We start from the raw sequence: 19,003 nt of genomic DNA, 5'->3' as shown, positions 1-19,003 counted from the left end.
AGCGCCACGCACGAGGACGAGGAGCGAGATGACCGACCCCACACCAGCAGGACCGGGCCGCCGGAGACTGGCCGCCCACTGCCGGCACATCAGCGAGGACCCCTCGTTCGGGATGGCGGTCTTCGTCGTGATCCTCCTCAACGCGGGGCTGATGGGCGCGGAGACGTACAGCGGGCTGGCCGCCGCGCACCGGCAGGTCCTGCAACTGGCCGAGCAGGGCTGCCTGACCCTGTTCACGCTGGAGATGCTGCTGCGTCTCGGAGCGCACGCCGACCGGCCGAAAGCATTCTTCAGGGATCCGTGGAACGTCTTCGACCTGTTGATCGTCGCCTCGGCCTTCGTGCCGTTCCTGCGCGAGAACACCACCGTGCTGCGGCTGCTGCGCCTCGCGCGCGTCCTGCGCACCGCCCGTTTCCTGCCGCACCTGCGGATCCTGCTGATCGCGGTGGGGCGCAGCCTGCCGGGCACCGCCAGCTTCCTGTTCGTGGGCGCGCTGGTGGTGTACGTGTACGCGATGGTCGGCTGGGTCTGCTTCGCGCACTCCGACCCGCAGCACTACGGGTCGATCGGCCGGGCGGCGCTCACCCTGTTCCTGCTCACCACCCTGGACGGCCTGACCGATGCCGTCCGGGCGGGGCTGCAGATCTCCCGGTTCAGCATCGTCTACTACGCCTCGTACGCGCTGCTCGCCTCCTTCGTGCTGGTCAACGTCCTGATCGGGGTGGTGCTCAACTCCCTGGACGAGGCGCGGGAGATGGAGGAGGCGCAGGCGCGGGCCCGGGAGCGCGCCGGGCGGGGCACCGACCCGGCCGACGAGGTCCGGGAGCGGATCGTCGCCGCCCGGCTCGCCCTGGCCGACCTGGAGGCGAGCCTCGCCCACGTCCCCTCCGGCGCCGCCGGTACGGCGGAGCGGCAGCTCGAAAACGCCGGGCGGACCGCACCCCGGGGGATGTGACGGAAGTCTGACGGACGGCCGTCCGCCCTGGCGCCGGGGTGGCGGCGGGTGGTCGAATCGGCGGGTGAGCACAGACACGCGTACGGAGGACCCCGACGGGCACGGCGCCCCGGTCGGCCGGCGGCTGGTCCTGGGTACGGTCGGGCTCGGCGCGGCCGCGCTGGTGGCCGCGCCCGTGCTGCGCCGGGCCGTGGAGAGCGGCCTCGGCGCGGCCGCCGGCAAGGATCCGACCGGGCTGACGGGGCTGCTGCCGAACGGCGGCGGGTTCCGCTACTACTCGGTCGCCGCCTCCGTCCCCCGGCGCGGTCCGGCCGACTACCGGCTCACCGTCGACGGCCTGGTGGACCGGCCGGCGACGTACGACCTCGACGCCCTGCGGCGGCTCCCGCAGACCCGGGTGGTGCGCGACGTGCAGTGCGTCACCGGCTGGCGGGTGCCCGGCACGCCCTTCGAGGGGGTGCCGGTGGCCCGGCTGCTGGACGCGGCCGGGGTGCGTCCTGAAGCCCGGGCGATCCGCTTCAGCTGCTTCGACGGCACCTACACCGAGAGCCTGACGCTGCCCCAGGTCCGCCGCGACGACGTGCTGGTGGCGCTGCGCATGCGGGACGCCCCGCTGGGGCACGACCACGGCGGGCCGGCCCGGCTGTACGTCGCGCCGATGTACTTCTACAAGTCGGCCAAGTGGCTGTCCGGCATCACCGTCACCGACGGGGTGGAGCCGGGCTACTGGGAGCGGCTCGGCTACGACGTCGACGCCTGGGTCGGCCGCTCGAACGGACGTGACGATGCCCCCACGGTCTGATCTCCCGCCCCGCGTGCGCCGCTTCAGTGCCGCCGAGCGCTGGGTGCACCGTACGACCGCGGTCCTCGCCGGGGTGTGCGCCGGCTCGGCCGCCACTCTGTACCTGCCGCCGCTCGCCGAGCTCGTCGGGCGCCGGCACCTGGTGGTCACCGTCCACACCTGGTCGGGCCTGCTGCTCCTGGTGCCGTTTCTGCTGGGGCTGCTCTCCCGCGCCTTCCGCGCCGACCTGCGGGTGCTGAACCGGTTCGGGCCGCACGACCGGGTCTGGCTGCGCGCGGTGCTGCGCCGCCGGGGGCCGCGGCCGGCCGGGAAGTTCAACGCGGGCCAGAAGGTCTACGCGGCGTGGCTGGCCGGTGCGGTACTGGTGATGCTGGGCACCGGGCTGCTGATGTGGTTCACGGGGCTCGCGCCGCTGGTGTGGCGGACCGGGGCCACCTTCGTGCACGACTGGCTGGCCCTGGCACTGGCCCTCGTACTCGCCGGGCACATCGGCAAGGCCCTGGGCGATCCGGAGGCCCGGCGGGGCATGCGCACCGGCTTCGTGGGCCGGTGGTGGGCCGAGCGGGAGCACCCGCTGTGGCGGCCCGGGGACTGAGCCCCGGGCCGGGCCCGGTCAGCCGCCGTCGCGGACGGCGACGATGCCGTTGAACACGCCGACGTAGGCGGTGCCGTCGGGGCCGAGGGTGATCGGCGCCCAGTTGTTGTCGTACAGCGGGCCGGTGCCGGTCAGCTGCCGCCAGCGGCGCTCACCGGTGCGGAAGTCCACCGCGGTGAGGTACCAGGCGTCGATGCCCCAGGCGTTGGGTTCCTTCTCGTAGAAGTAGAGCAGCCCGTTGCCGGTGGAGAGCTTGGGGACGACGGAGGGCGAGCGGACGGCGCTCTGCCAGACCGTGTCGCAGCCACTGCCGTCGGGGCGCACGTCGATGCGGCTGACGCCGCCGGGGACGGACGTGCCGAGCAGCAGCGAGGTGGGGTTCTCGTAGCCGAAGTTGTTCTCGACGACGATGCTGTCGCCCCAGGTGATCAGGGAGTTGTCGGTGGTCGAGGCGCCGGAGCCGAAGACGGGCACCGCGCAGACCAGCCGCCGGCCGTCGGGGACGTCGGTGCCCCGCTTGTAGACCAGGACGTGCATCCGGTCGTCGGCGTTGTCGGTGATGGCGACGTAGCCGTGGCCGAAGAGGTCCGGGGTGGTGCCCGAGCCCTGGTTCACGGAGCCGGGCTTGGTGCCGGTCCCGCGGTCGTACGTCTGGCGCCACTGGGTCTCGGGGGTGCCGTCGGCGGTGGCGCGGAAGCTGTAGAGCGCGTGGTCGGTGACGATGGAGACCCCGTCCTCGGCGACCGAGAAGGAGTTCTGGATCTCCTCGCCGGCGAGGCGAACCGAGCGGACCGTCCCCGTGCCGGGATCGACGGTGCCGACGCGGCCCTGGCGGGTGACCCACCAGATGCGGCCGTCCCAGTCGGGCATGACGGAGGTGACGGGGTCGCAGGTGCCGCTGGGCCGGAGGTTGGTCCAGCCGACGCAGTCGTGCGGGACCTGGCCGGTGAGGTCCCAGTCGTCCTCGACGGTGAACGTCCAGCTGCCGTCGGGGCGCTGGGCGTGGGCGAGGCGCAGGACGTGCTGGCGGGAGTCGGCCAGCACGGCGCGGTCCTGGTCGTCGAGGTAGAAGTACGCGCCGCCCGAGGTGTCCTTGAAGATCTTCGTGAAGTCGAGCGAGGTGATCGCCTCGACCGTCGAGGAACGCTGCGGGAGCGGGTACTCCGCGAGCGCGGCGAGCGTACGGGGCTCCAGGAGCTTGACCTTGAAGCCGGAGAAGGTGCCGCAGACGGTGACCAGCCGCCCGCCCGCGTCGAAGGTGGCGGTGGCGCACTCCCCGCCGAGGGCGGCGATCTTCTCGCTGGTGACCCGGGGGCTTCGGCCGAGCGGGCCGGACCACGGCGAGGTGGCGCTGCCGGCCGCGTCGGAGTGCATGCCGCTGCGGCCGTTGGGCGCGAGGTGGGGGTGCTGCGGCGGAGCCACGCCGGGCAGCGGGGCGGCGACGGCCGGAGCGCCGTCGTAGTGGCTGACCAGGCGGTGGCCGGGGGCCTGGGGGATCGCCTCGGCGTGGGCCGCCGGGGCCAGCCCGTACAGCACCGTCAGTGCGGCGAGGGCGGGGGCCACGGCGCAGTCCAGCGTTCTCCGGAACATCCGGGCGTCCTCCTGTCCTGTTGTCCTTCGGGCCTGTCGACCACGTGTCCGGCATCGCGCACGCCGCTGCCAGACGCTAGGCCGCGCCGCCCGAGGAGTCCATGGACGGGCCGCGTGCTTCACGAACGCGCAACAAGCCGGGGACCAACGTCCGCAGGGGCCTTGCCCGGTCGGCGCTGAACGTGCCATATATGTCTAGACCTTTAACGGCAGTTCCCGGCCAGGAAGCGCAGGAAGGCACCCCGTGCGACGCACCGCTCCCCCGCGCCCCCTCACCGCGGCCCTCGCCCTGTGCCTGGCCCTCGGCGCGCTGACCGCGGGCTGCGACGAGGGCGACACCCGGCCCCCGCACCCGCCCGGCGGTCTCACCGCCCAAGCGGCCAGCGCCACTTCGGCCCACGTCATGTGGCACTCCGCCGATCCCGCCGACGGGGTCACCGGTTACCAGGTGTTCCAGGCCGGGCGGCTGGTCCGCGAACTCCCGGCCGACAAGACGATGGTGGACGTCACCGGGCTCAGCGCGCTGACCGCCTACGACTTCACGGTCCGCGCCCGGGACGCCGCCGGGAACCGCTCCGCGCCGAGCGCGCCCGTCCGGGTCGCCACCCCGGCGGCCAGGGCCGAGGACCACCAGGCCCCGACGGCGCCGCCCGCCACCACCGGCCGCGCGGAGGGCCCCCGTACCGTCCGGCTGGAGTGGGAGGCCGCGACGGACGACGCGGGGGTGACGGCGTACGACGTCTACCAGGGCGGCGTCCGCATCCACACCACCGGCCCCGGCGAGCACGGCACCGCCCTGACCGGCCTCCAGCCGGGCACCGCCTACTCCTTCACCGTCCGGGCCCGCGACGGCGCCGACAACTCCTCGCCCGACGGGCCGGCCGTCGCCGTGACCACCCCGGCGGACGCCGCCCAGGGCCCCGGCACGGCGCCCGGCGCGTTCACCGCGACGGCCTCCCCCGGCACGGTCGACCTCGCCTGGACCCCGCCGGACACCGGGCACCCGGTCGGCGAATACCAGCTCTACGTCAACGACCGGCCCGTCACCGTCATCCAGTTCGGGGCCGGAGCCGTCCCCGCCGGCCGGGCCTCCTACCGGCTCGCCACGGCCGAGCCGGCCGGGACCGTGTGGACCCTGAAACTCCGCGCCCGGCTGCCCGACGGCAACTGGGGGGCCTTCTGCGAGGAGCGCCGGATCACGCTCGCCGGCTGAAGGAATCCGCCCCGGGCGGGCCGGGGCGGGCGGGACCGGACCGCGATCGGGTGCCGATCCGACGCTTCCGGCACTGCCGCGAAAGAAGATCGCGCAGAATACAACCGTGTTCGGTGAGTACTCGGTCAACGACAATCAGGCATCCTCCGCAGGCCGCGGCCCTGCGCCAGACTCTGGCGCCGTGCCGGGAAACCTGCCGCCGGAAGCGGCGAGCTTCGTCGGCCGGGAGCGGGAACTCGACCGGCTGGACGCCCTGTTGGACGACCGAAGACTGATCACCCTGACCGGGGTGGGCGGTGTGGGCAAGTCCCGCCTCGCCCGCCGCGCCGTCGCCCGCGCGGCGGCCCGGGCCGACGGCGTCTGGTGGGTCCACCTCTCGCCGCTGCGCGACCCCCGGCTGCTCACCGCGACCGTGGCCCACGCCATCGGTCTCGCCGACCACTCCGCGCACGCCCTCGACGAGGAGCTGTGCGCCTGGATGGCCGACAAGCAGCTCCTCCTCGTCCTCGACACCTGCGAGCACCTCGTCTCCGCGGTCCGCCACCTCGCGGCGGAACTCCTCCAGTCGGCGCCCGGGCTGACCGTGCTCACCACCTCCCGGGAGCGGCTCGGATCCCCCGGCGAATGCGTGCTGGAGGTGCTCCCGCTGCCCTCGGAGGGCCCCGACAGCGACGCCCTGGCCCTCTTCCGGGCCCGCGCCCTGGCCGCCGCCCCCGAGGCCGTCGCGGTCTTCACCGACCCGGGGCGGGTCCACCTCGCCACCGAGGTGTGCCGCCGCCTGGACGGCATCCCGCTCGCCCTCGAACTGGCGGGCGCCCGGCTGCGGTTGTGGACGCTGGAGCAGCTGGCGCAGCGGCTCGGCACCCGCTTCGAGGTCCTCGCCCACGGCCGGGCCGCCCGGCCGCCCCGGCACCGGACGATGCGGACCGCGATCGGCTGGAGCCACGAGCTGTGCGAACCGGTGGAACGCCTGCTGTGGGCCCGGCTGTCGGTGTTCACCGGCGACTTCGACGTGGCCGCCGCCCGGGCGGTGTGCTCCGGCGGGCCGCTGGCCCCGGCCCGGGTGGAACGCGTGCTGGAAGGCCTGGTCGGCAAGTCCGTCGTACGGCGTTCCGAGGAGCGGGGAGCGGGCGCCCGCTACGTGATGCTCGACACCATCCGCGAGTTCGGCCACGACTGGCTCGCGGAGCTCGCCGAGGTGCGCACCGTCGCCGACCGGCACGCGCACTGGTACGCGGCGCTGTGCCGGGCCGCCGAACAGGGGTGGATGGGGCCCGGCCAGGTGGACTGGTACCGCAGGATGACCGCCGAGCACGCCCAGGTGCGCACCGCGCTGGAGCACCTGCTCGCCGCCGAGCCCGCCGCGGCCCTGGAGATGGCCGGCGCCCTGTGGTTCTTCTGGTTCGCCTGCGGCCACGTCCACGAGGGCCGGGGTTTCCTCGAACGGGCCCTGGAGCAGGCCCCGCCCGGGGGCGCCGCGCAGGCCCAGGCGCTGTGGGCCGTCGGGCTGACGATGCTGCTCCAGGGGGACATGGAACGGGCTCGGGAGACCGGCGCCCGGTGCACCCGGGTGGCGGCCGTGCTCGCCGACCCGGAGCCGGAGCTGCGCGCCGCCTACCTGCGGGCGGTGTCGGTCCTGATGCCGGGCGACCCCCGGACGGCGCTCGCGCTGGCGGGGCCCCGGGCGCGGGCGGGCCACGGCGGGCGGGCCACCGGGGCGGGCTGGCTGATGTGCCGGCTGGCCACCGGATACGCCCTGTGCGACCTGGGGCGCTTCGAGGAGGCCGCCGAGGAGGCCCGGGAGCTGCGGGCGTCCTGCGTGGAACTGGGCGAGCGCTGGCTGCGGGCGTACGCGGACTACGTCCTCGCCGTCGCGGCGCTGGGGCTCGGGCAGCACGGGGAGGCGGCCCGGCACGTACGGGCCATGCTCTCCGGGAAGCGGTTGCTGGGCGACCGCTTCGGCATCGCACTCGGCCTGGACGTGCTCGCGGCGGCGGTGGCGGGCCTGGGCGACGGGGAACTGGCCGCGCGGCTGCTCGGCACCGGGCACGCGTGGTGGCGCACCGTCGGGCGGCCGCAGATGGGCGGGTCGCCCTCGCTGACGGCCCTGCGCGACCAGGGCGAGCGGCAGGCACGGGCGGCGATCGGCGACGCGGCGTACGAAAGGGCGTTCCTGAGCGGTGCTGCGGCGCCCACCGGCTGAGGCGCGGCCGGCGGACGCCGTAATTCCGGGGCTCCCGTCAGTACGGGAGGGGTCTGCCCGACGGTGTACGGAGGTCCAGGTCTCGGGGGGCGGGCTTGGGGACGGGCTTGCGGATCAGCTGCTGGCGCATGCTGCCTCCTCGGCTCAGACCAGGGCCGGCCGACGGGGTTCCACCGTCCGGCCTTCGGGGAGCAGTTCACCGGTGTCGTCGAACACCACCACGCCGTTGCAGAGCAGGCTCCATCCCTGTTCGGGGTGGGAGGCCACGGTGCGGGCAGCGTCGTGATCGGCGCTGTCGGCAGGCGGGCAGGGGGGCTGGTGGGAGCACATGGCGCACCTCCTCGCGATGTGGGGCGGGAGGGCCGGTGGTCACCCGGTCGAATCCGCGATCCACGGTGGCGGTGAGTATTACTGATCGCCACCCCCCGACGGAACCCATAATCGAGGTCCAGTTCAGGGTGTGTATGCCCGCTTACCATGCGCTCATGCCGCTCATCCGGATCATTCGCCGCACTCCCCTGCCGCCCGCCGAGGCCTGGCGGCGGGTGACGGACTGGGAACGGCACGGCGCACCGGTCCCGCTGACCCGGACGATCATCGACACGCCGCCGCCGACGGGCCTCGGCACGCGCTTCACGGCGCGCACGGGCGTGGGCGGGATCACGTTCGACGACCCCATGGAGATCGTGCGCTGGGACCCGCCGCGGCTGGTCCGGCTGGAGAAGCGCGGCCGGGTCGTGACGGGCTGGGCGGAGATCGAGGTCCGCTCCGCCCCCGGCGGTGGCGCGGAGGTCCGGTGGCGCGAGGAGCTCCGGCTGCCCGCCCTGCCGCGCTTCCTGGACCCGCTGACGGCCGGTGCGGGCCGCCTGCTGTTCGGCCACGCCCTGACCCACCTCCTGCGGCCCTGAACGGCCCGGCTAGGGTGCCGTGATCACCGCACGATGATCACCGCGCACCAGGAGACCACCGTGGCCACACCCCCGCCACCGCCCGGCCCGGGCCCCTACGGCCCGTACGCCCCGACGCCGGGCCCCCAGGGCCCGTACGCCGCCCCGACGCAGGCGCCGCCCCCGTACGCCGGGCCGTACGGGCCGCAGCCGGGGGCCGCCTACGTCCACCCGTACCCGCCGGGCGTCACGGGCTGCCGGGTGTGCGGGGCGGTGCCCGCCGCCCCCGGCACGGTGCGGGGCCACCAGGGCCTGCTCGTGCTGATGCGTTTCCTCAGCGCGCCGGGGCCGTTCTGCCGCGACTGCGGCACCGCCACCTACCGGCGGATGTCCGGGGACACCCTGTGGCAGGGCTGGTGGGGTCCTCTGTCGCTGTTCATCACCCCGGTGACGCTGCTGGTCAACCTGGGCCCGCGGGCGGCCTTCCGGCGCCTCGGCCCTCCGGTGGGCGGCTTCCGGCCCCCGCTGGATCCTGGGCCGCCGTTGTGGCGGCGTCCGGCGGCGCTGCTCTTCCTGGTGCCGGTGGCGCTCCTCGTCCTCGCCGTCACGGCCCTCCTCGTGATCGGCGTGGCGGTCGGCGACGACGAGCCGCCCACGCTGGGCGTCGGTCAGTGCGTGCGCAACGCGGGCGACTGGCACGAGCAGGACCTGCGGGTGGTCCCCTGCGGCTCGCTGTCGGCCGAGTTCCGCGTCGCGCGGCTGCTGGAGCCCGGCACGACCTGCGCGGACGGGGAGTACTACGCGGACCTCCGGTACGGGCCGGGCGGCACCCGGACCAACTGCCTCGCACCCCTGCGCTGACCCGCGGCCAGAGGAAAGAGGGGACGGGGCCACCGGCCCCGCCCCCTCCCCCTCTCCGCGGCTAGCGGATCGGCATGCCCGAGAGGGTCCGGGCGATGACGAGGCGCTGGATCTCGCTGGTGCCTTCGAAGATCGTGTAGATCGCGCTGTCCCGGTGCATCCGCTCCACCGGGTACTCCCGGGTGTAACCGTTGCCGCCGAGGATCTGCACCGCCTGGGCGGTCACCTTCTTCGCCGTCTCGCTCGCGAAGAGCTTGGACATCGAGCCCTCCGCCGAGGTGAACGGCTTGCCCGCCACCGCCATCCAGGACGCCCGCCACACCAGCAGCCGGGCGGCGTCGATTCGCGTGCGCATGTCGGCGAGCTGGAAGGCGACGCCCTGGTTGTCGATGATCGGGCGGCCGAACTGGGTGCGGGTCTTGGCGTAGTCGAGAGCGACCTCGTACGCGGCCCGCGCGGTGCCCACGGCCATCGCGCCGACCGCGGGCCGCGAGGCCTCGAAGGTGGCCATCGCGGCGTTCTTCACGCGCTCGCCGCCGCCGGCCGCCGCCCGCTCGCGGGCCCGGGCGAGCCGCTCGTCGAACTTCTCCTTGCCGCCGAGCAGGCAGGACCCGGGTACCCGTACGTCCTCCAGGACCACTTCGGCGGTGTGCGAGGCGCGGATGCCGTGCTTCTTGAACTTCTGGCCCTGGGACAGGCCGGGGGTGTGCGGCGGCACGATGAAGGAGGCGTGCCCCTTGGTGCCGAGCTCGGGGTCGACCACGGCGACGACGATGTGGACGTTGGCGATGCCGCCGTTGGTCGCCCAGGTCTTGGTGCCGTTCAGCACCCACTCGTCCTTGGCCTGGTCGTACACCGCCCGGGTGCGCATCGCGCCGACGTCGGAGCCGGCGTCCGGCTCGGAGGAGCAGAACGCGGCGACCTTCACGTCGTCCGGGGTCCCGTACATCTGCGGGATCCAGGTGCCGATCTGCTCCTCGGTGCCGTTGGCGACGACGCCGATGGCGGCGAGCCCGGTGCCGACGATCGAGAGGGCGATGCCCGCGTCGCCCCAGAAGAGCTCCTCCATGGCCATCGGGATGCCGAGGCCGGTCGGGTCGAAGAACTGCTGGGCGTAGAAGTCCAGGGAGTAGATGCCGACTTTGGCGGCCTCCTGGATGACGGGCCACGGAGTCTCTTCCCGCTCGTCCCATTCCGCGGCCGCGGGCCTGATCACGTCGGCGGCGAAGCCGTGGATCCAGTCACGCACCTGCTTCTGGTCGTCGTTCAGCTCCATGGTGAATTCCGCCATGTCCCCTCCAGCTGTCTCACACGGTCGCCGGCGGTCCCGCTCAGCGCGTTACTGTCGGTAACCCCAACAGTGGCGCCAGTCTGTTACCGGTCGGTAAGCACTGTCAAGCGCCGCCGGATCGAACACGAGGGTGTGCGGGGTGTTACGTTGCGTGGGCGTCACGCACATCGCCAGGGCGGGGAGAGAAACACGTCATGCACACCACACAGCAGGCCGGTGAGCCGGGAGCGGCCGAACGCCGTCGGCGGGAGCTGCTGGAGGCGGCGGACCGCGTCGTGCTCAGGGACGGCCCCAAGGCCTCCATGAACGCCATCGCGGCCGAGGCGGGCATCACGAAGCCGATCCTCTACCGGCACTTCGGCGACAAGGCCGGGCTCTACCAGGCCCTCGCCGTCCGGCACACCGACGCCCTGCTCGGCTCGCTGCGGGCCGCGCTCGACGCGCCCGCCGAACGGCGCCGCCGGGTGGAGGCCACCCTCGACACCTATCTCGCCGCCATCGAGGCCCGGCCTCAGGTGTACCGGTTCCTGATGCACCCCGCCGAGGACCCGCAGAGCCCCGAACGCGGCTTCGACGTGGGCCTGCACTCGGCCCCGCTGCTGCGCCGGCTCGGCGAGGAACTCGCCGAGGTCATCGGCGAACGCGTCGACCTCGGCCCGGGCGGCGAACGGCTCGCCCGCATCTGGGGGCACGGCATCGTCGGCATGATGCACGCCGCCGGGGACTGGTGGCTCGGCGAACGCCCCTGCGGCCGGGCCGAACTGGTGGCCGGGCTCACCGACCTGCTGTGGGGCCGGCTGGCCACCGCGGGCAACCGCGCGGACGGCCCGGGCTTCTAGCCGGTGCCGCCCGGCCCGCACCCGGCCGGGCATCCGGCCCCGGCACCCGGCCCCAACGGCTCAGCGCGAGCGCGCGGCCGACGACCACGGGGCCCGGCGGATCGCCCGGCGCAGCCGACGGGCGCGCAGCCCGGTCACCCGGTCCGCGTACACGGTGCCGTCGAGGTGGTCGCACTCGTGCTGGAGGCAGCGGGCGAAGAAGCCCGTGCCCTCGATCCGTACGGGGGACCCGTCGGAGGTCACCCCTTCGACGACCGCCCGGTCGAAGCGGACGGTGCCCGCCTCCAGTCCGGGCAGCGACAGACAGCCCTCGGGGCCGCGGAACTCGTCGCCGTCGGCGAGGACCAGACGGGGGTTGACGACGTGGCCCACGTGGCGGACGTCCTCGTCGTCGGGGCAGTCGTAGACGAAGACGCGCTGCCCGGTCCCGACCTGGTTCGCGGCGAGGCCGACGCCCTGGGCGGCGTACATGGTGGCGAACATGTCCTCGATGAGGCGGTCGAGTTCGGGCCCGAAGGCGGTCACCTCCGCACAGGCGGAGTGGAGCACCGGATCACCCAGCAGGCTCATGGGGCGGACGAGGCCGGTGGTACCGGGGATGGGGCGCTGTCGCATGGCCGTAAGGGTACGACGGGCGAAGATATGAGGAGATCCGCGGCCGCCCGGGGGCGCCGCGGTCAAGGCCCCGGCCGGTACTGGATAGGCTGGGGCCGACCGACGCAAGGAGGACAAGGGACGATGGCAGGCAACACGGAGCCGCTTTCGCCGCGGGCCAAGCTGGCCGTGACGGCGGGCAAGGCCGCGGCGGCGGTGTCGCGGGCCGCGGGACGCGGAAGCGGATCGGTGATCGGTGGCAAGGTCGCACTCAGGCTGGACCCCGATCTTCTCGGCGCGCTGGCGCAGCATCTCGATGTCGTCCTCGTCTCCGCGACGAACGGCAAGACCACGACGACCCGGCTGATCGCGGAGGCCCTGCGGGCCAGCGGGCCGGTCGTCTCGAACGCCCTCGGCGCCAACATGCCGGCGGGCATCACCTCGGCCCTGGCCGGCGGCTCGGACTCCAAGTACGGCGTCATCGAGGTCGACGAGAAGTACCTGGCCGGGGTGGCCCGGGACGTCACCCCCAAGGTGATCGCCCTGCTGAACCTCTCCCGCGACCAGCTGGACCGCGCCGCGGAGACCCGCATGCTCGCCGAGAAGTGGCGTGAGGGGCTCCAGGGCTCCAAGGCGGTCATCGTCGCGAACTGCGACGACCCCCTGATCGTGTGGTCGGCGTCCTCCTCGCAGAACGTCGTGTGGGTGGCCGCCGGGCAGGAGTGGAAGGACGACGCCTGGTCGTGCCCCTCCTGCGGTGGCGTCATGCAGCGCCCGGGCGACGACTGGTTCTGCGGCGAGTGCGGCTTCCGCCGCCCGACCCCCAGCTGGGTGCTCTCCGGCGACCACGTGCTCGACCCGCACGGCAGCGCCTGGCCGATCCACCTCCAGCTGCCGGGCCGCGCCAACAAGGCGAACGCCGCCACCTCGGCCGCCGTGGCCGCCGTGTTCGGCGTGCCCCCGCAGGTCGCGCTGGAGCGCATGTACCAGGTGCAGGCCGTCGCCGGACGGTACGACGTCGTGAACTTCATGGGCCGCGAGCTGCGGCTGCTGCTCGCGAAGAACCCGGCGGGCTGGCTCGAAACGTTTTCGCTGATCGACCCGCCGCCGACGCCGGTGATCCTCTCGGTGAACGCGCGCGGCGCCGACGGCACGGACACCTCCTGGCTGTGGGACGTGGACTACCCGCGCCTCGTCGGCCACCCGATCTTCGTGATCGGCGACCGCAAGCTGGACCTCGCGGTCCGCCTGGAAGTGGCCGGTCTGGATTTCCGGGTCTGCGAGACCCTCGACGAGGCCGTGCAGCTCGCGCCGCCCGGGCAGATCGAGCTGATCGCCAACTACACCGCCTTCCAGGACGTGCGCCGCCGCGTCGGCAACTAGCGCCCCGTCAGAACCGCAGAGGACAAGAGCATGAGCGACAACAGCCTGCGTCTGGTGTGGGTCTACCCGGACCTGCTCAGCACGTACGGAGACCAGGGCAACGCCCTCGTGGTGGAGCGCCGGGCGCGCCAGCGCGGCCTGGACGTCCAGCGCGTGGACGTGCGCAGCGACCAGCCCATCCCCACGTCGGGCGACATCTACCTGATCGGCGGCGGTGAGGACCGGCCGCAGCGGCTGGCCGCGGACCGGCTGCTGCGCGACGGCGGCCTGGAGCGCGCCGTCTCGAACGGGGCGATCGTCTTCTCCGTCTGCGCCGGGTACCAGATCCTCGGCACGGAGTTCGTCAACGACATGGGCCAGCGCCAGGAGGGGCTGGGCCTGCTGGACGTCGTGACCACGCGCGGCGAGGGCGAGCGGTGCGTCGGCGACGTGCTGGCCGACATCGACCCGCGGCTGAACCTGCCGCCGCTGACGGGCTTCGAGAACCACCAGGGCATCACGCACCTGGGCCCGACGGCCCGGCCCTTCGCCCGCACCCGGCTGGGCCGCGGCAACGGCACCGGGGACGGCACCGAGGGCGCGTACAACGACACCGTCTTCGGCACGTACATGCACGGCCCGGTCATGGCCCGCAACCCGCTGATCGCGGACCTGCTGCTGAAGCTGGCCCTCGACGTGAACGCGCTGCCGGCCATAGACGACCGCTGGTACGAGGCGCTGCGCAACGAGCGCATCGCGGCGGCCACGCAGCCCGCGTAAGGCCCGTCCGCACGGCGCGTCGGCCCGGATCCCCCTGGGGGGTCCGGGCCGACGTCCGTTCGTACGACGGATGCGACCAGCATGTGGAGGATGGTTCAGTCCATCCGGGATCCGCTTGTAGGCTGGCTTCCAGTTCCAACCGGACGACGTGGTCCGGTCGTCGGCCCACGTTGCAAAGGTTCTTCCTGCCATGCGCATTGGTGTGCTCACTTCCGGCGGCGACTGCCCCGGCCTCAATGCCGTCATCCGTTCCGTCGTGCACCGTGCCGTCGTCGACCACGGCGACGAGGTGATCGGTTTCCGCGACGGCTGGCGGGGTCTGCTGGAGTGCGACTACCGCAAGCTCGATCTCGACGCCGTGAGCGGCATCCTGGCCCTCGGCGGCACCATCCTCGGCTCGTCCCGGGTCCAGCCCGCGCACCTGCGCGACGGCGTGGAGCGGGCCCGGGGGCACGTCGCCGACCTGGGTCTGGACGCGATCATCCCGATCGGCGGTGAGGGCACCCTGAAGGCCGCCCACCTGCTCGCGCAGGCCGGGCTGCCGATCGTCGGCGTGCCGAAGACCATCGACAACGACATCGCCTCGACCGATGTCACCTTCGGTTTCGACACGGCCGTCGGCGTGGCCACCGAGGCCCTGGACCGGCTGAAGACCACGGCCGAATCGCACCAGCGGGTGATGGTCGTCGAGGTCATGGGCCGGCACACCGGCTGGATCGCGCTGCACTCGGGCATGGCCGCCGGCGCGCACGCGATCGTCGTGCCGGAGCGCCCCTTCGACATCAAGGAGCTGACGGCGATCGTCGGCGAGCGGTTCTCGGCGGGCAAGCGGTTCGCGATCGTCGTGGTCGCGGAGGGCGCCAAGCCGGCCGAGGGCTCGATGGCCTTCGAACAGGGCGGTACGGACATGTACGGCCACGAACGGTTCGCCGGCATCGGCAACCGGCTGGCCGTCGAGCTGGAGGCGCGGCTCGGCAAGGAGGCCCGTCCGGTGATCCTGGGCCACGTCCAGCGCGGCGGCACGCCCACCGCGTACGACCGGGTGCTCGCGACCCGCTTCGGCTGGCACGCGGTGGAGGCGGCGCACCGGGGCGAGTTCGGCATGCTGACGGCGCTGCGCGGCACGGACATCGTGATGGTGCCGCTGGCCGAGGCCACGTCCACCCTCAAGACCGTCCCGGACGCGCGCTACGACGAGGCGCAGACCGTTCTGTGATGTTTCCCCCCTGCTGAGTGCCGCCCCCGGACGCGATCGCGTGCGGGGGCGGCACTACTGTGGTGGGGCGCCACAGTCAAGGGAGTGAACAGATGGATCACAGCGGGCACGGCATGGACATGGACATGGACATGAAGATGGACATGAACATGGACCTGCCGCCGTTCACCCTCGGGCGCGGGCTGGAGTTCTCCTTCGACGCCTTCTTCCTGTTCGGCTCCCTCATCGGGCTCGCCCTCTACGGGTGGGGCGCGCTGCGGCTGCGCCGGCGCGGGGACGCCTGGCCGGCGGGCCGTACGGCCGCCTTCGTGATCGGCGTGCTGAGCGTGGCGCTGATGATGTGCACCAAGCTGAACGACTACGGCATGGTCATGTTCAGCGTCCACATGGTCCAGCACATGGTGATCAGCATGGTCAGCCCGATCCTGCTGCTGCTCGGCGCGCCGGTGACGCTGGCGCTGCGCGCGCTGCCGCCCGCGGCCCGCGGCACCAAGGGGCCGCGCGAGCTGCTCCTGATGCTGCTGCACAGCCGGTACATGCGGATCGTCACGCACCCGGCCTTCACCATCCCGATGTTCATCGCGAGCCTGTACGGGCTGTACTTCACCCCGCTGTTCGACTTCCTGATGGAGTCGCGGACGGGCCACATCGCGATGATGGTGCACTTCCTCGCGGTCGGTCTGATCTTCTTCTGGCCGATCATGGGCGTGGACCCGGGCCCGCACCGCCCCGGCTACGTGATGCGGATGCTGGAGCTGTTCGCGGGCATGCCCTTCCACGCCTTCTTCGGCATCGCGCTGATGATGGCGAGCGAGCCGATGATCTCGACGTACGCGAACCCGCCGGCCTCCCTCGGCGTCGAGCCGCTGCTCGACCAGCAGTGGGGCGGCGGCATCGCCTGGGCCTTCAGCGAGATCCCCTCGGTGCTGGTGCTGATCGCGCTGGTCTACCAGTGGTACCACTCGGAGCAGCGGGCCGCGCGCCGCTCGGACCGGGCCGAGGACCGCAACGGTGACCAGGAGCTGGCGGCGTACAACTCGTATCTCGCCTCGCTCCGAGGGCGCGGCCAGTAGCGCTGGAGCGGTCCGGGGCGCCACCATGGGGCATGACCGGATCCGTTAAGGCGATGGCCGTGACGACCTTCGCCGCCCTGGTGGCCGTCTCCGCCTATTCCGTGGCGCTCGGCAGCAACGGCTGGCTGTGGTTCGGCTGGGTGGTGCTGGGCCTGCTGACCCTCGGCGCGGCCGCCACCGGCGGCGGCTGACCGTACCGCGCCCGTCTCCCGGCCGGGCGCGGCCGCGGCATGTCCATCCGGCACCGGTTCCGTCACACTGATCGGATCGTCAGGTGAAGGGAAGCGCCGGGTGTTCTACCACTTGCTCAAGCACGTGCTGCTCGGTCCGCTGCTGCGGCTGCTGTTCCGGCCGCGGATCGAGGGGCTGGAGCACGTCCCGCCGGACGGGGCGGCCATCGTCGCGGGCAACCATCTGTCCTTCTCCGACCACTTCCTCATGCCCGCGATCCTGCGGCGCCGGATCACCTTCCTCGCGAAGGCCGAGTACTTCACCGGTCCGGGCCTCAAGGGCCGGCTGACCGCCGCCTTCTTCCGCAGCGCCGGCCAGATCCCGGTGGACCGCTCCGGCAAGGACGCCGGGAAGGCGGCCCTGCGCGAGGGCCTGGGGGTGCTGGCCAAGGGCGAGCTGCTCGGGATCTACCCGGAGGGCACCCGCTCGCACGACGGGCGGCTCTACAAGGGCAAGGTCGGGGTGGCCGCGATGGCCCTGGGCGCCGGGGTGCCGGTGGTGCCCTGCGCGATGGTCGGCACCTTCGAGATCCAGCCGCCCGGCCGGAAGATCCCGAGGATCCGGCGGGTGACCATCCGTTTCGGCGCTCCGATGGAGTTCTCCCGGTACGCGGGGATGGAGGGCGAGCGGGCCGTGCTGCGCGCCGTCACCGACGAGATCATGTACGCGATCCTCGGCCTCTCCGGCCAGGAGTACGTCGACCGGTACGCCGGCGAGGTCAAGGCCGAGGAAGAGGAGAAGCGGAAGAAGGCCCGGCGCGGTACGCGCTGAGCCTCCTCCCGCTCTGTCGTGCTCTGTCGTGCTCGGTGTTCCCGGTGCGGCCTAGCGGACTGCCGGGAGCTCCTCGGGCGCCGGCAGGGCGGCGTCGGCGGACTGCGTCAGCGCCTTCGCGGCGGCCGGGGCGGGCGCGACGGGCGTGGCGTGCGGGCCGCACTTCACGTCCTTGGCGTCGACCTTGCCGGTCAGCAGGTAGGTGTCGACCCGCGTGTTGATGCAGGGGTTCACCAGGCTGGTCACACCGTGCGAGCCGGCGTTCTGCTCGGTGATCAGGCGCGAACCGGCCAGCCGGCGGTGCAGCTCGACACCACCCTGGTACGGGGTGGCCGCGTCACGCTCGGACTGGACGATCAGGACCGGCGGCAGACCGTGCTTGGCGCCGACCTCGATCGGGGTGCTCTGCTTGGACTTCCAGGTCGCGCAGGGCAGGTTCATCCACGCGTTCGACCAGGTCAGGAACGGGTACTTCTGGTGCAGCGCGGTGTTGTCGCGGTCCCACTTGGCCCAGCTGGTCGGCCACTTGGCGTCGGCGCACTCGACCGCGGTGTAGACGGCGTTGCTGTTCTCCGACGCGGCGTTGCCGGCGGTGTCGGACATGTCCGGGGCGACCGCGTCGATCAGCGGCTTCTCGTCACCGGCGACGTAGGCGGCGAACGCCTTCGCGACCGGGACCCACGAGGAGTCGTAGTACGGGGCGCCCTGGAAGAAGCCGATGAGCTCGGCCGGACCGGCGACGCCGCCCAGCGGGTTGGCCTTGGCCTTGGCCCGCAGCTCCAGCCACTTGGCCTCGACCTTGGCGCGGGTGTCGCCGATGTGGAAGACGGAGTCGTTCTTGGCGACCCAGTCCTCCCAGTCGTTCCAGCGCATCTGGAACGCGACGTCCTGCTCCAGGTTGGCCTGGTACCAGATGTTGTCCTGGGCCGGGTTGACCACACTGTCGACGATCATGCGGCGCACGTGGGTCGGGAAGAGGGTCGCGTAGACCCCGCCCAGGTAGGTGCCGTAGGAGACGCCGAGGTAGTTGAGCTTCTGCTCGCCGAGGGCGGCCCGGATGACGTCCAGGTCGCGCGCGGTGTTGGGCGTGGTCATGTGCGGCAGCATCTCGCCGCTGCGCTCCTTGCAGCCGTCCGCGTACTCGGCGGCGAGCTTGCGCTGGGCGCGCTTGTCGGCCTCGTCGGAGGGGACCGGGTCGGCCTTGGGGGCCTTGACGAACTCCTGCGGGTCGATGCAGGAGATCGGCGCGGAGTGGCCGACGCCGCGGGGGTCGAAGCCCACGAAGTCGTACGCCTTGGAGGTGTTCACCCACAGCGGGCTCTTGTTGGTGATCCGCAGCGGGAAGCGCATGCCGGAACCGCCGGGGCCGCCCGGGTTGTAGACGAGGGCGCCCTGGCGCTCCGCCTTGGTGCCCGTGCTGACGGCGCGGTCGACCGCGAGGTCGATGGTCTTGCCGAACGGCTTGGTGTAGTCGAGCGGGACCTTGACCCAGCCGCACTGGACGGGCTTGGCGTAACCCCAGTCGGCGGGACAGTCCTTCCAGTCGATCCCGGCGCGCGCGGCGCGGGCGGCGGCGATCTGGGCGCCGACCGCCTCGGCGGCGCCGTTGTCACGGCCTGCGGAGGCCGCCGAGGCGGACGGCGCCAGCAGCAGGCCGGCTGCCAGTGCACCGGTGATGAGAGTGGCGGCGCTCCCCAGCGCCGCGGTGCGTATCACGTGGTTGTTCCCCCTGCGTATGTG

General features: G+C 73.0%; 19 protein-coding genes. 14 read left to right on the top strand and 5 right to left on the bottom strand.

Translation table 11 applies throughout. The annotated features are described in order from the left end of the window. The first annotated feature begins 28 nt into the window (after positions 1–28). The 3 genes from ACZ6ZT_RS03730 to ACZ6ZT_RS03720 all read left to right on the top strand — a co-directional run bounded on the left by ACZ6ZT_RS03730 (position 29) and on the right by ACZ6ZT_RS03720 (position 2,352). The gene (locus tag ACZ6ZT_RS03730) at positions 29–955 is read left to right on the top strand and encodes an ion transporter (protein ID WP_469715206.1); all 927 of its coding nucleotides are present in this window, start codon (positions 29–31) and stop codon (positions 953–955) included. A gap of 64 nt (positions 956–1,019) precedes the next feature. Continuing rightward, complete coding sequence (locus ACZ6ZT_RS03725) at positions 1,020–1,757, top strand: molybdopterin-dependent oxidoreductase (RefSeq protein ID WP_469715205.1); 738 nt, start codon at positions 1,020–1,022, stop codon at positions 1,755–1,757. Beyond that, a complete protein-coding gene (locus ACZ6ZT_RS03720; protein ID WP_469715204.1) occupies positions 1,741–2,352 on the top strand; it encodes a cytochrome b/b6 domain-containing protein in 612 nt (203 codons plus the stop codon). The genes ACZ6ZT_RS03725 and ACZ6ZT_RS03720 overlap by 17 nt, the downstream gene beginning before the upstream one ends. 18 nt (positions 2,353–2,370) lie before the next feature. Here ACZ6ZT_RS03720 and ACZ6ZT_RS03715 read toward each other — a convergent pair whose 3' ends face one another. After that, entirely contained in the window at positions 2,371–3,942 is a 1,572-nt protein-coding gene (locus ACZ6ZT_RS03715; protein WP_469715202.1) for a hypothetical protein, read from the bottom strand. A gap of 244 nt (positions 3,943–4,186) precedes the next feature. Between ACZ6ZT_RS03715 and ACZ6ZT_RS03710 the strand changes: the two genes are divergently transcribed. Then, complete coding sequence (locus ACZ6ZT_RS03710; RefSeq protein WP_469715201.1) at positions 4,187–5,155, top strand: fibronectin type III domain-containing protein; 969 nt, start codon at positions 4,187–4,189, stop codon at positions 5,153–5,155. A 181-nt stretch (positions 5,156–5,336) separates the two neighbouring features. After that, positions 5,337–7,358 carry an ATP-binding protein gene (locus tag ACZ6ZT_RS03705; protein WP_469715200.1) on the top strand — a complete coding sequence of 674 codons (2,022 nt, stop codon included), beginning with the start codon at positions 5,337–5,339 and terminating at the stop codon, positions 7,356–7,358. Positions 7,359–7,502: 144 nt separating this feature from the next. Here ACZ6ZT_RS03705 and ACZ6ZT_RS03700 read toward each other — a convergent pair whose 3' ends face one another. Continuing rightward, the gene (locus ACZ6ZT_RS03700; protein ID WP_356877810.1) at positions 7,503–7,688 is read right to left on the bottom strand and encodes a DUF5999 family protein; all 186 of its coding nucleotides are present in this window, start codon (positions 7,686–7,688) and stop codon (positions 7,503–7,505) included. 155 nt (positions 7,689–7,843) lie between these two features. On the opposite strand from ACZ6ZT_RS03700, the gene ACZ6ZT_RS03695 reads away from it, so the two are divergent. Both ACZ6ZT_RS03695 and ACZ6ZT_RS03690 read left to right on the top strand, forming a co-directional pair. After that, positions 7,844–8,266, top strand: coding sequence for an SRPBCC family protein (locus tag ACZ6ZT_RS03695; protein WP_469715197.1), 423 nt, complete (start codon positions 7,844–7,846; stop codon positions 8,264–8,266). 33 nt (positions 8,267–8,299) lie between these two features. Next, the gene (locus ACZ6ZT_RS03690; RefSeq protein WP_469715196.1) at positions 8,300–9,106 is read left to right on the top strand and encodes an LppU/SCO3897 family protein; all 807 of its coding nucleotides are present in this window, start codon (positions 8,300–8,302) and stop codon (positions 9,104–9,106) included. Positions 9,107–9,167: 61 nt separating this feature from the next. Here ACZ6ZT_RS03690 and ACZ6ZT_RS03685 read toward each other — a convergent pair whose 3' ends face one another. Further along, the gene (locus tag ACZ6ZT_RS03685) at positions 9,168–10,397 is read right to left on the bottom strand and encodes an acyl-CoA dehydrogenase family protein (protein WP_469715194.1); all 1,230 of its coding nucleotides are present in this window, start codon (positions 10,395–10,397) and stop codon (positions 9,168–9,170) included. A 194-nt stretch (positions 10,398–10,591) separates the two neighbouring features. Between ACZ6ZT_RS03685 and ACZ6ZT_RS03680 the strand changes: the two genes are divergently transcribed. After that, positions 10,592–11,236 (top strand): TetR/AcrR family transcriptional regulator, encoded by a 645-nt coding sequence (locus ACZ6ZT_RS03680; RefSeq protein WP_469715193.1) that lies wholly within the window; start codon positions 10,592–10,594, stop codon positions 11,234–11,236. Between the two features lie 60 nt (positions 11,237–11,296). Here the strand turns inward: ACZ6ZT_RS03680 and def are convergent, their stop codons facing one another. Next, entirely contained in the window at positions 11,297–11,851 is a 555-nt protein-coding gene (gene def, locus ACZ6ZT_RS03675; protein ID WP_469715192.1) for a peptide deformylase, read from the bottom strand. 123 nt (positions 11,852–11,974) lie between these two features. On the opposite strand from def, the gene ACZ6ZT_RS03670 reads away from it, so the two are divergent. From ACZ6ZT_RS03670 to ACZ6ZT_RS03645, 6 genes are all read left to right on the top strand, one after another. After that, entirely contained in the window at positions 11,975–13,213 is a 1,239-nt protein-coding gene (locus ACZ6ZT_RS03670) for a MurT ligase domain-containing protein (protein ID WP_469715190.1), read from the top strand. Positions 13,214–13,243: 30 nt separating this feature from the next. Next, the gene (locus ACZ6ZT_RS03665; protein ID WP_469715188.1) at positions 13,244–13,972 is read left to right on the top strand and encodes a type 1 glutamine amidotransferase; all 729 of its coding nucleotides are present in this window, start codon (positions 13,244–13,246) and stop codon (positions 13,970–13,972) included. A 190-nt stretch (positions 13,973–14,162) separates the two neighbouring features. Beyond that, entirely contained in the window at positions 14,163–15,188 is a 1,026-nt protein-coding gene (locus ACZ6ZT_RS03660) for a 6-phosphofructokinase (protein WP_469715187.1), read from the top strand. Positions 15,189–15,280: 92 nt separating this feature from the next. Beyond that, the gene (locus ACZ6ZT_RS03655; RefSeq protein ID WP_469715186.1) at positions 15,281–16,261 is read left to right on the top strand and encodes a cytochrome c oxidase assembly protein; all 981 of its coding nucleotides are present in this window, start codon (positions 15,281–15,283) and stop codon (positions 16,259–16,261) included. A 32-nt stretch (positions 16,262–16,293) separates the two neighbouring features. Continuing rightward, positions 16,294–16,452 carry a hypothetical protein gene (locus tag ACZ6ZT_RS03650; RefSeq protein ID WP_469715184.1) on the top strand — a complete coding sequence of 53 codons (159 nt, stop codon included), beginning with the start codon at positions 16,294–16,296 and terminating at the stop codon, positions 16,450–16,452. A gap of 100 nt (positions 16,453–16,552) precedes the next feature. Next, positions 16,553–17,263 (top strand): lysophospholipid acyltransferase family protein, encoded by a 711-nt coding sequence (locus tag ACZ6ZT_RS03645; protein WP_469715182.1) that lies wholly within the window; start codon positions 16,553–16,555, stop codon positions 17,261–17,263. A gap of 51 nt (positions 17,264–17,314) precedes the next feature. Here the strand turns inward: ACZ6ZT_RS03645 and ACZ6ZT_RS03640 are convergent, their stop codons facing one another. Further along, positions 17,315–18,979 carry an alpha/beta hydrolase gene (locus ACZ6ZT_RS03640; protein WP_469715181.1) on the bottom strand — a complete coding sequence of 555 codons (1,665 nt, stop codon included), beginning with the start codon at positions 18,977–18,979 and terminating at the stop codon, positions 17,315–17,317. Between the last annotated feature and the right edge of the window lie 24 nt (positions 18,980–19,003).

The organism is Streptomyces sp. NPDC102258, assembly GCF_055584685.1.
This window is presented reverse-complemented; position numbering and strand designations above follow the sequence as displayed.

Coding starts and splice junctions, on each gene's coding strand:
- ACZ6ZT_RS03650 (WP_469715184.1), top strand. CDS start 16,294: ATGACCGGATCCGTTAAGGCGATGGCCGTGACGACCTTCGCCGCCCTG.
- ACZ6ZT_RS03685 (WP_469715194.1), bottom strand. CDS start 10,397: ATGGCGGAATTCACCATGGAGCTGAACGACGACCAGAAGCAGGTGCGT.
- ACZ6ZT_RS03720 (WP_469715204.1), top strand. CDS start 1,741: ATGCCCCCACGGTCTGATCTCCCGCCCCGCGTGCGCCGCTTCAGTGCC.
- ACZ6ZT_RS03690 (WP_469715196.1), top strand. CDS start 8,300: ATGATCACCGCGCACCAGGAGACCACCGTGGCCACACCCCCGCCACCG.
- ACZ6ZT_RS03715 (WP_469715202.1), bottom strand. CDS start 3,942: ATGTTCCGGAGAACGCTGGACTGCGCCGTGGCCCCCGCCCTCGCCGCA.
- ACZ6ZT_RS03700 (WP_356877810.1), bottom strand. CDS start 7,688: ATGTGCTCCCACCAGCCCCCCTGCCCGCCTGCCGACAGCGCCGATCAC.
- ACZ6ZT_RS03670 (WP_469715190.1), top strand. CDS start 11,975: ATGGCAGGCAACACGGAGCCGCTTTCGCCGCGGGCCAAGCTGGCCGTG.
- ACZ6ZT_RS03655 (WP_469715186.1), top strand. CDS start 15,281: ATGGATCACAGCGGGCACGGCATGGACATGGACATGGACATGAAGATG.
- ACZ6ZT_RS03660 (WP_469715187.1), top strand. CDS start 14,163: ATGCGCATTGGTGTGCTCACTTCCGGCGGCGACTGCCCCGGCCTCAAT.
- def (WP_469715192.1), bottom strand. CDS start 11,851: ATGCGACAGCGCCCCATCCCCGGTACCACCGGCCTCGTCCGCCCCATG.
- ACZ6ZT_RS03680 (WP_469715193.1), top strand. CDS start 10,592: ATGCACACCACACAGCAGGCCGGTGAGCCGGGAGCGGCCGAACGCCGT.
- ACZ6ZT_RS03695 (WP_469715197.1), top strand. CDS start 7,844: ATGCCGCTCATCCGGATCATTCGCCGCACTCCCCTGCCGCCCGCCGAG.
- ACZ6ZT_RS03665 (WP_469715188.1), top strand. CDS start 13,244: ATGAGCGACAACAGCCTGCGTCTGGTGTGGGTCTACCCGGACCTGCTC.
- ACZ6ZT_RS03730 (WP_469715206.1), top strand. CDS start 29: ATGACCGACCCCACACCAGCAGGACCGGGCCGCCGGAGACTGGCCGCC.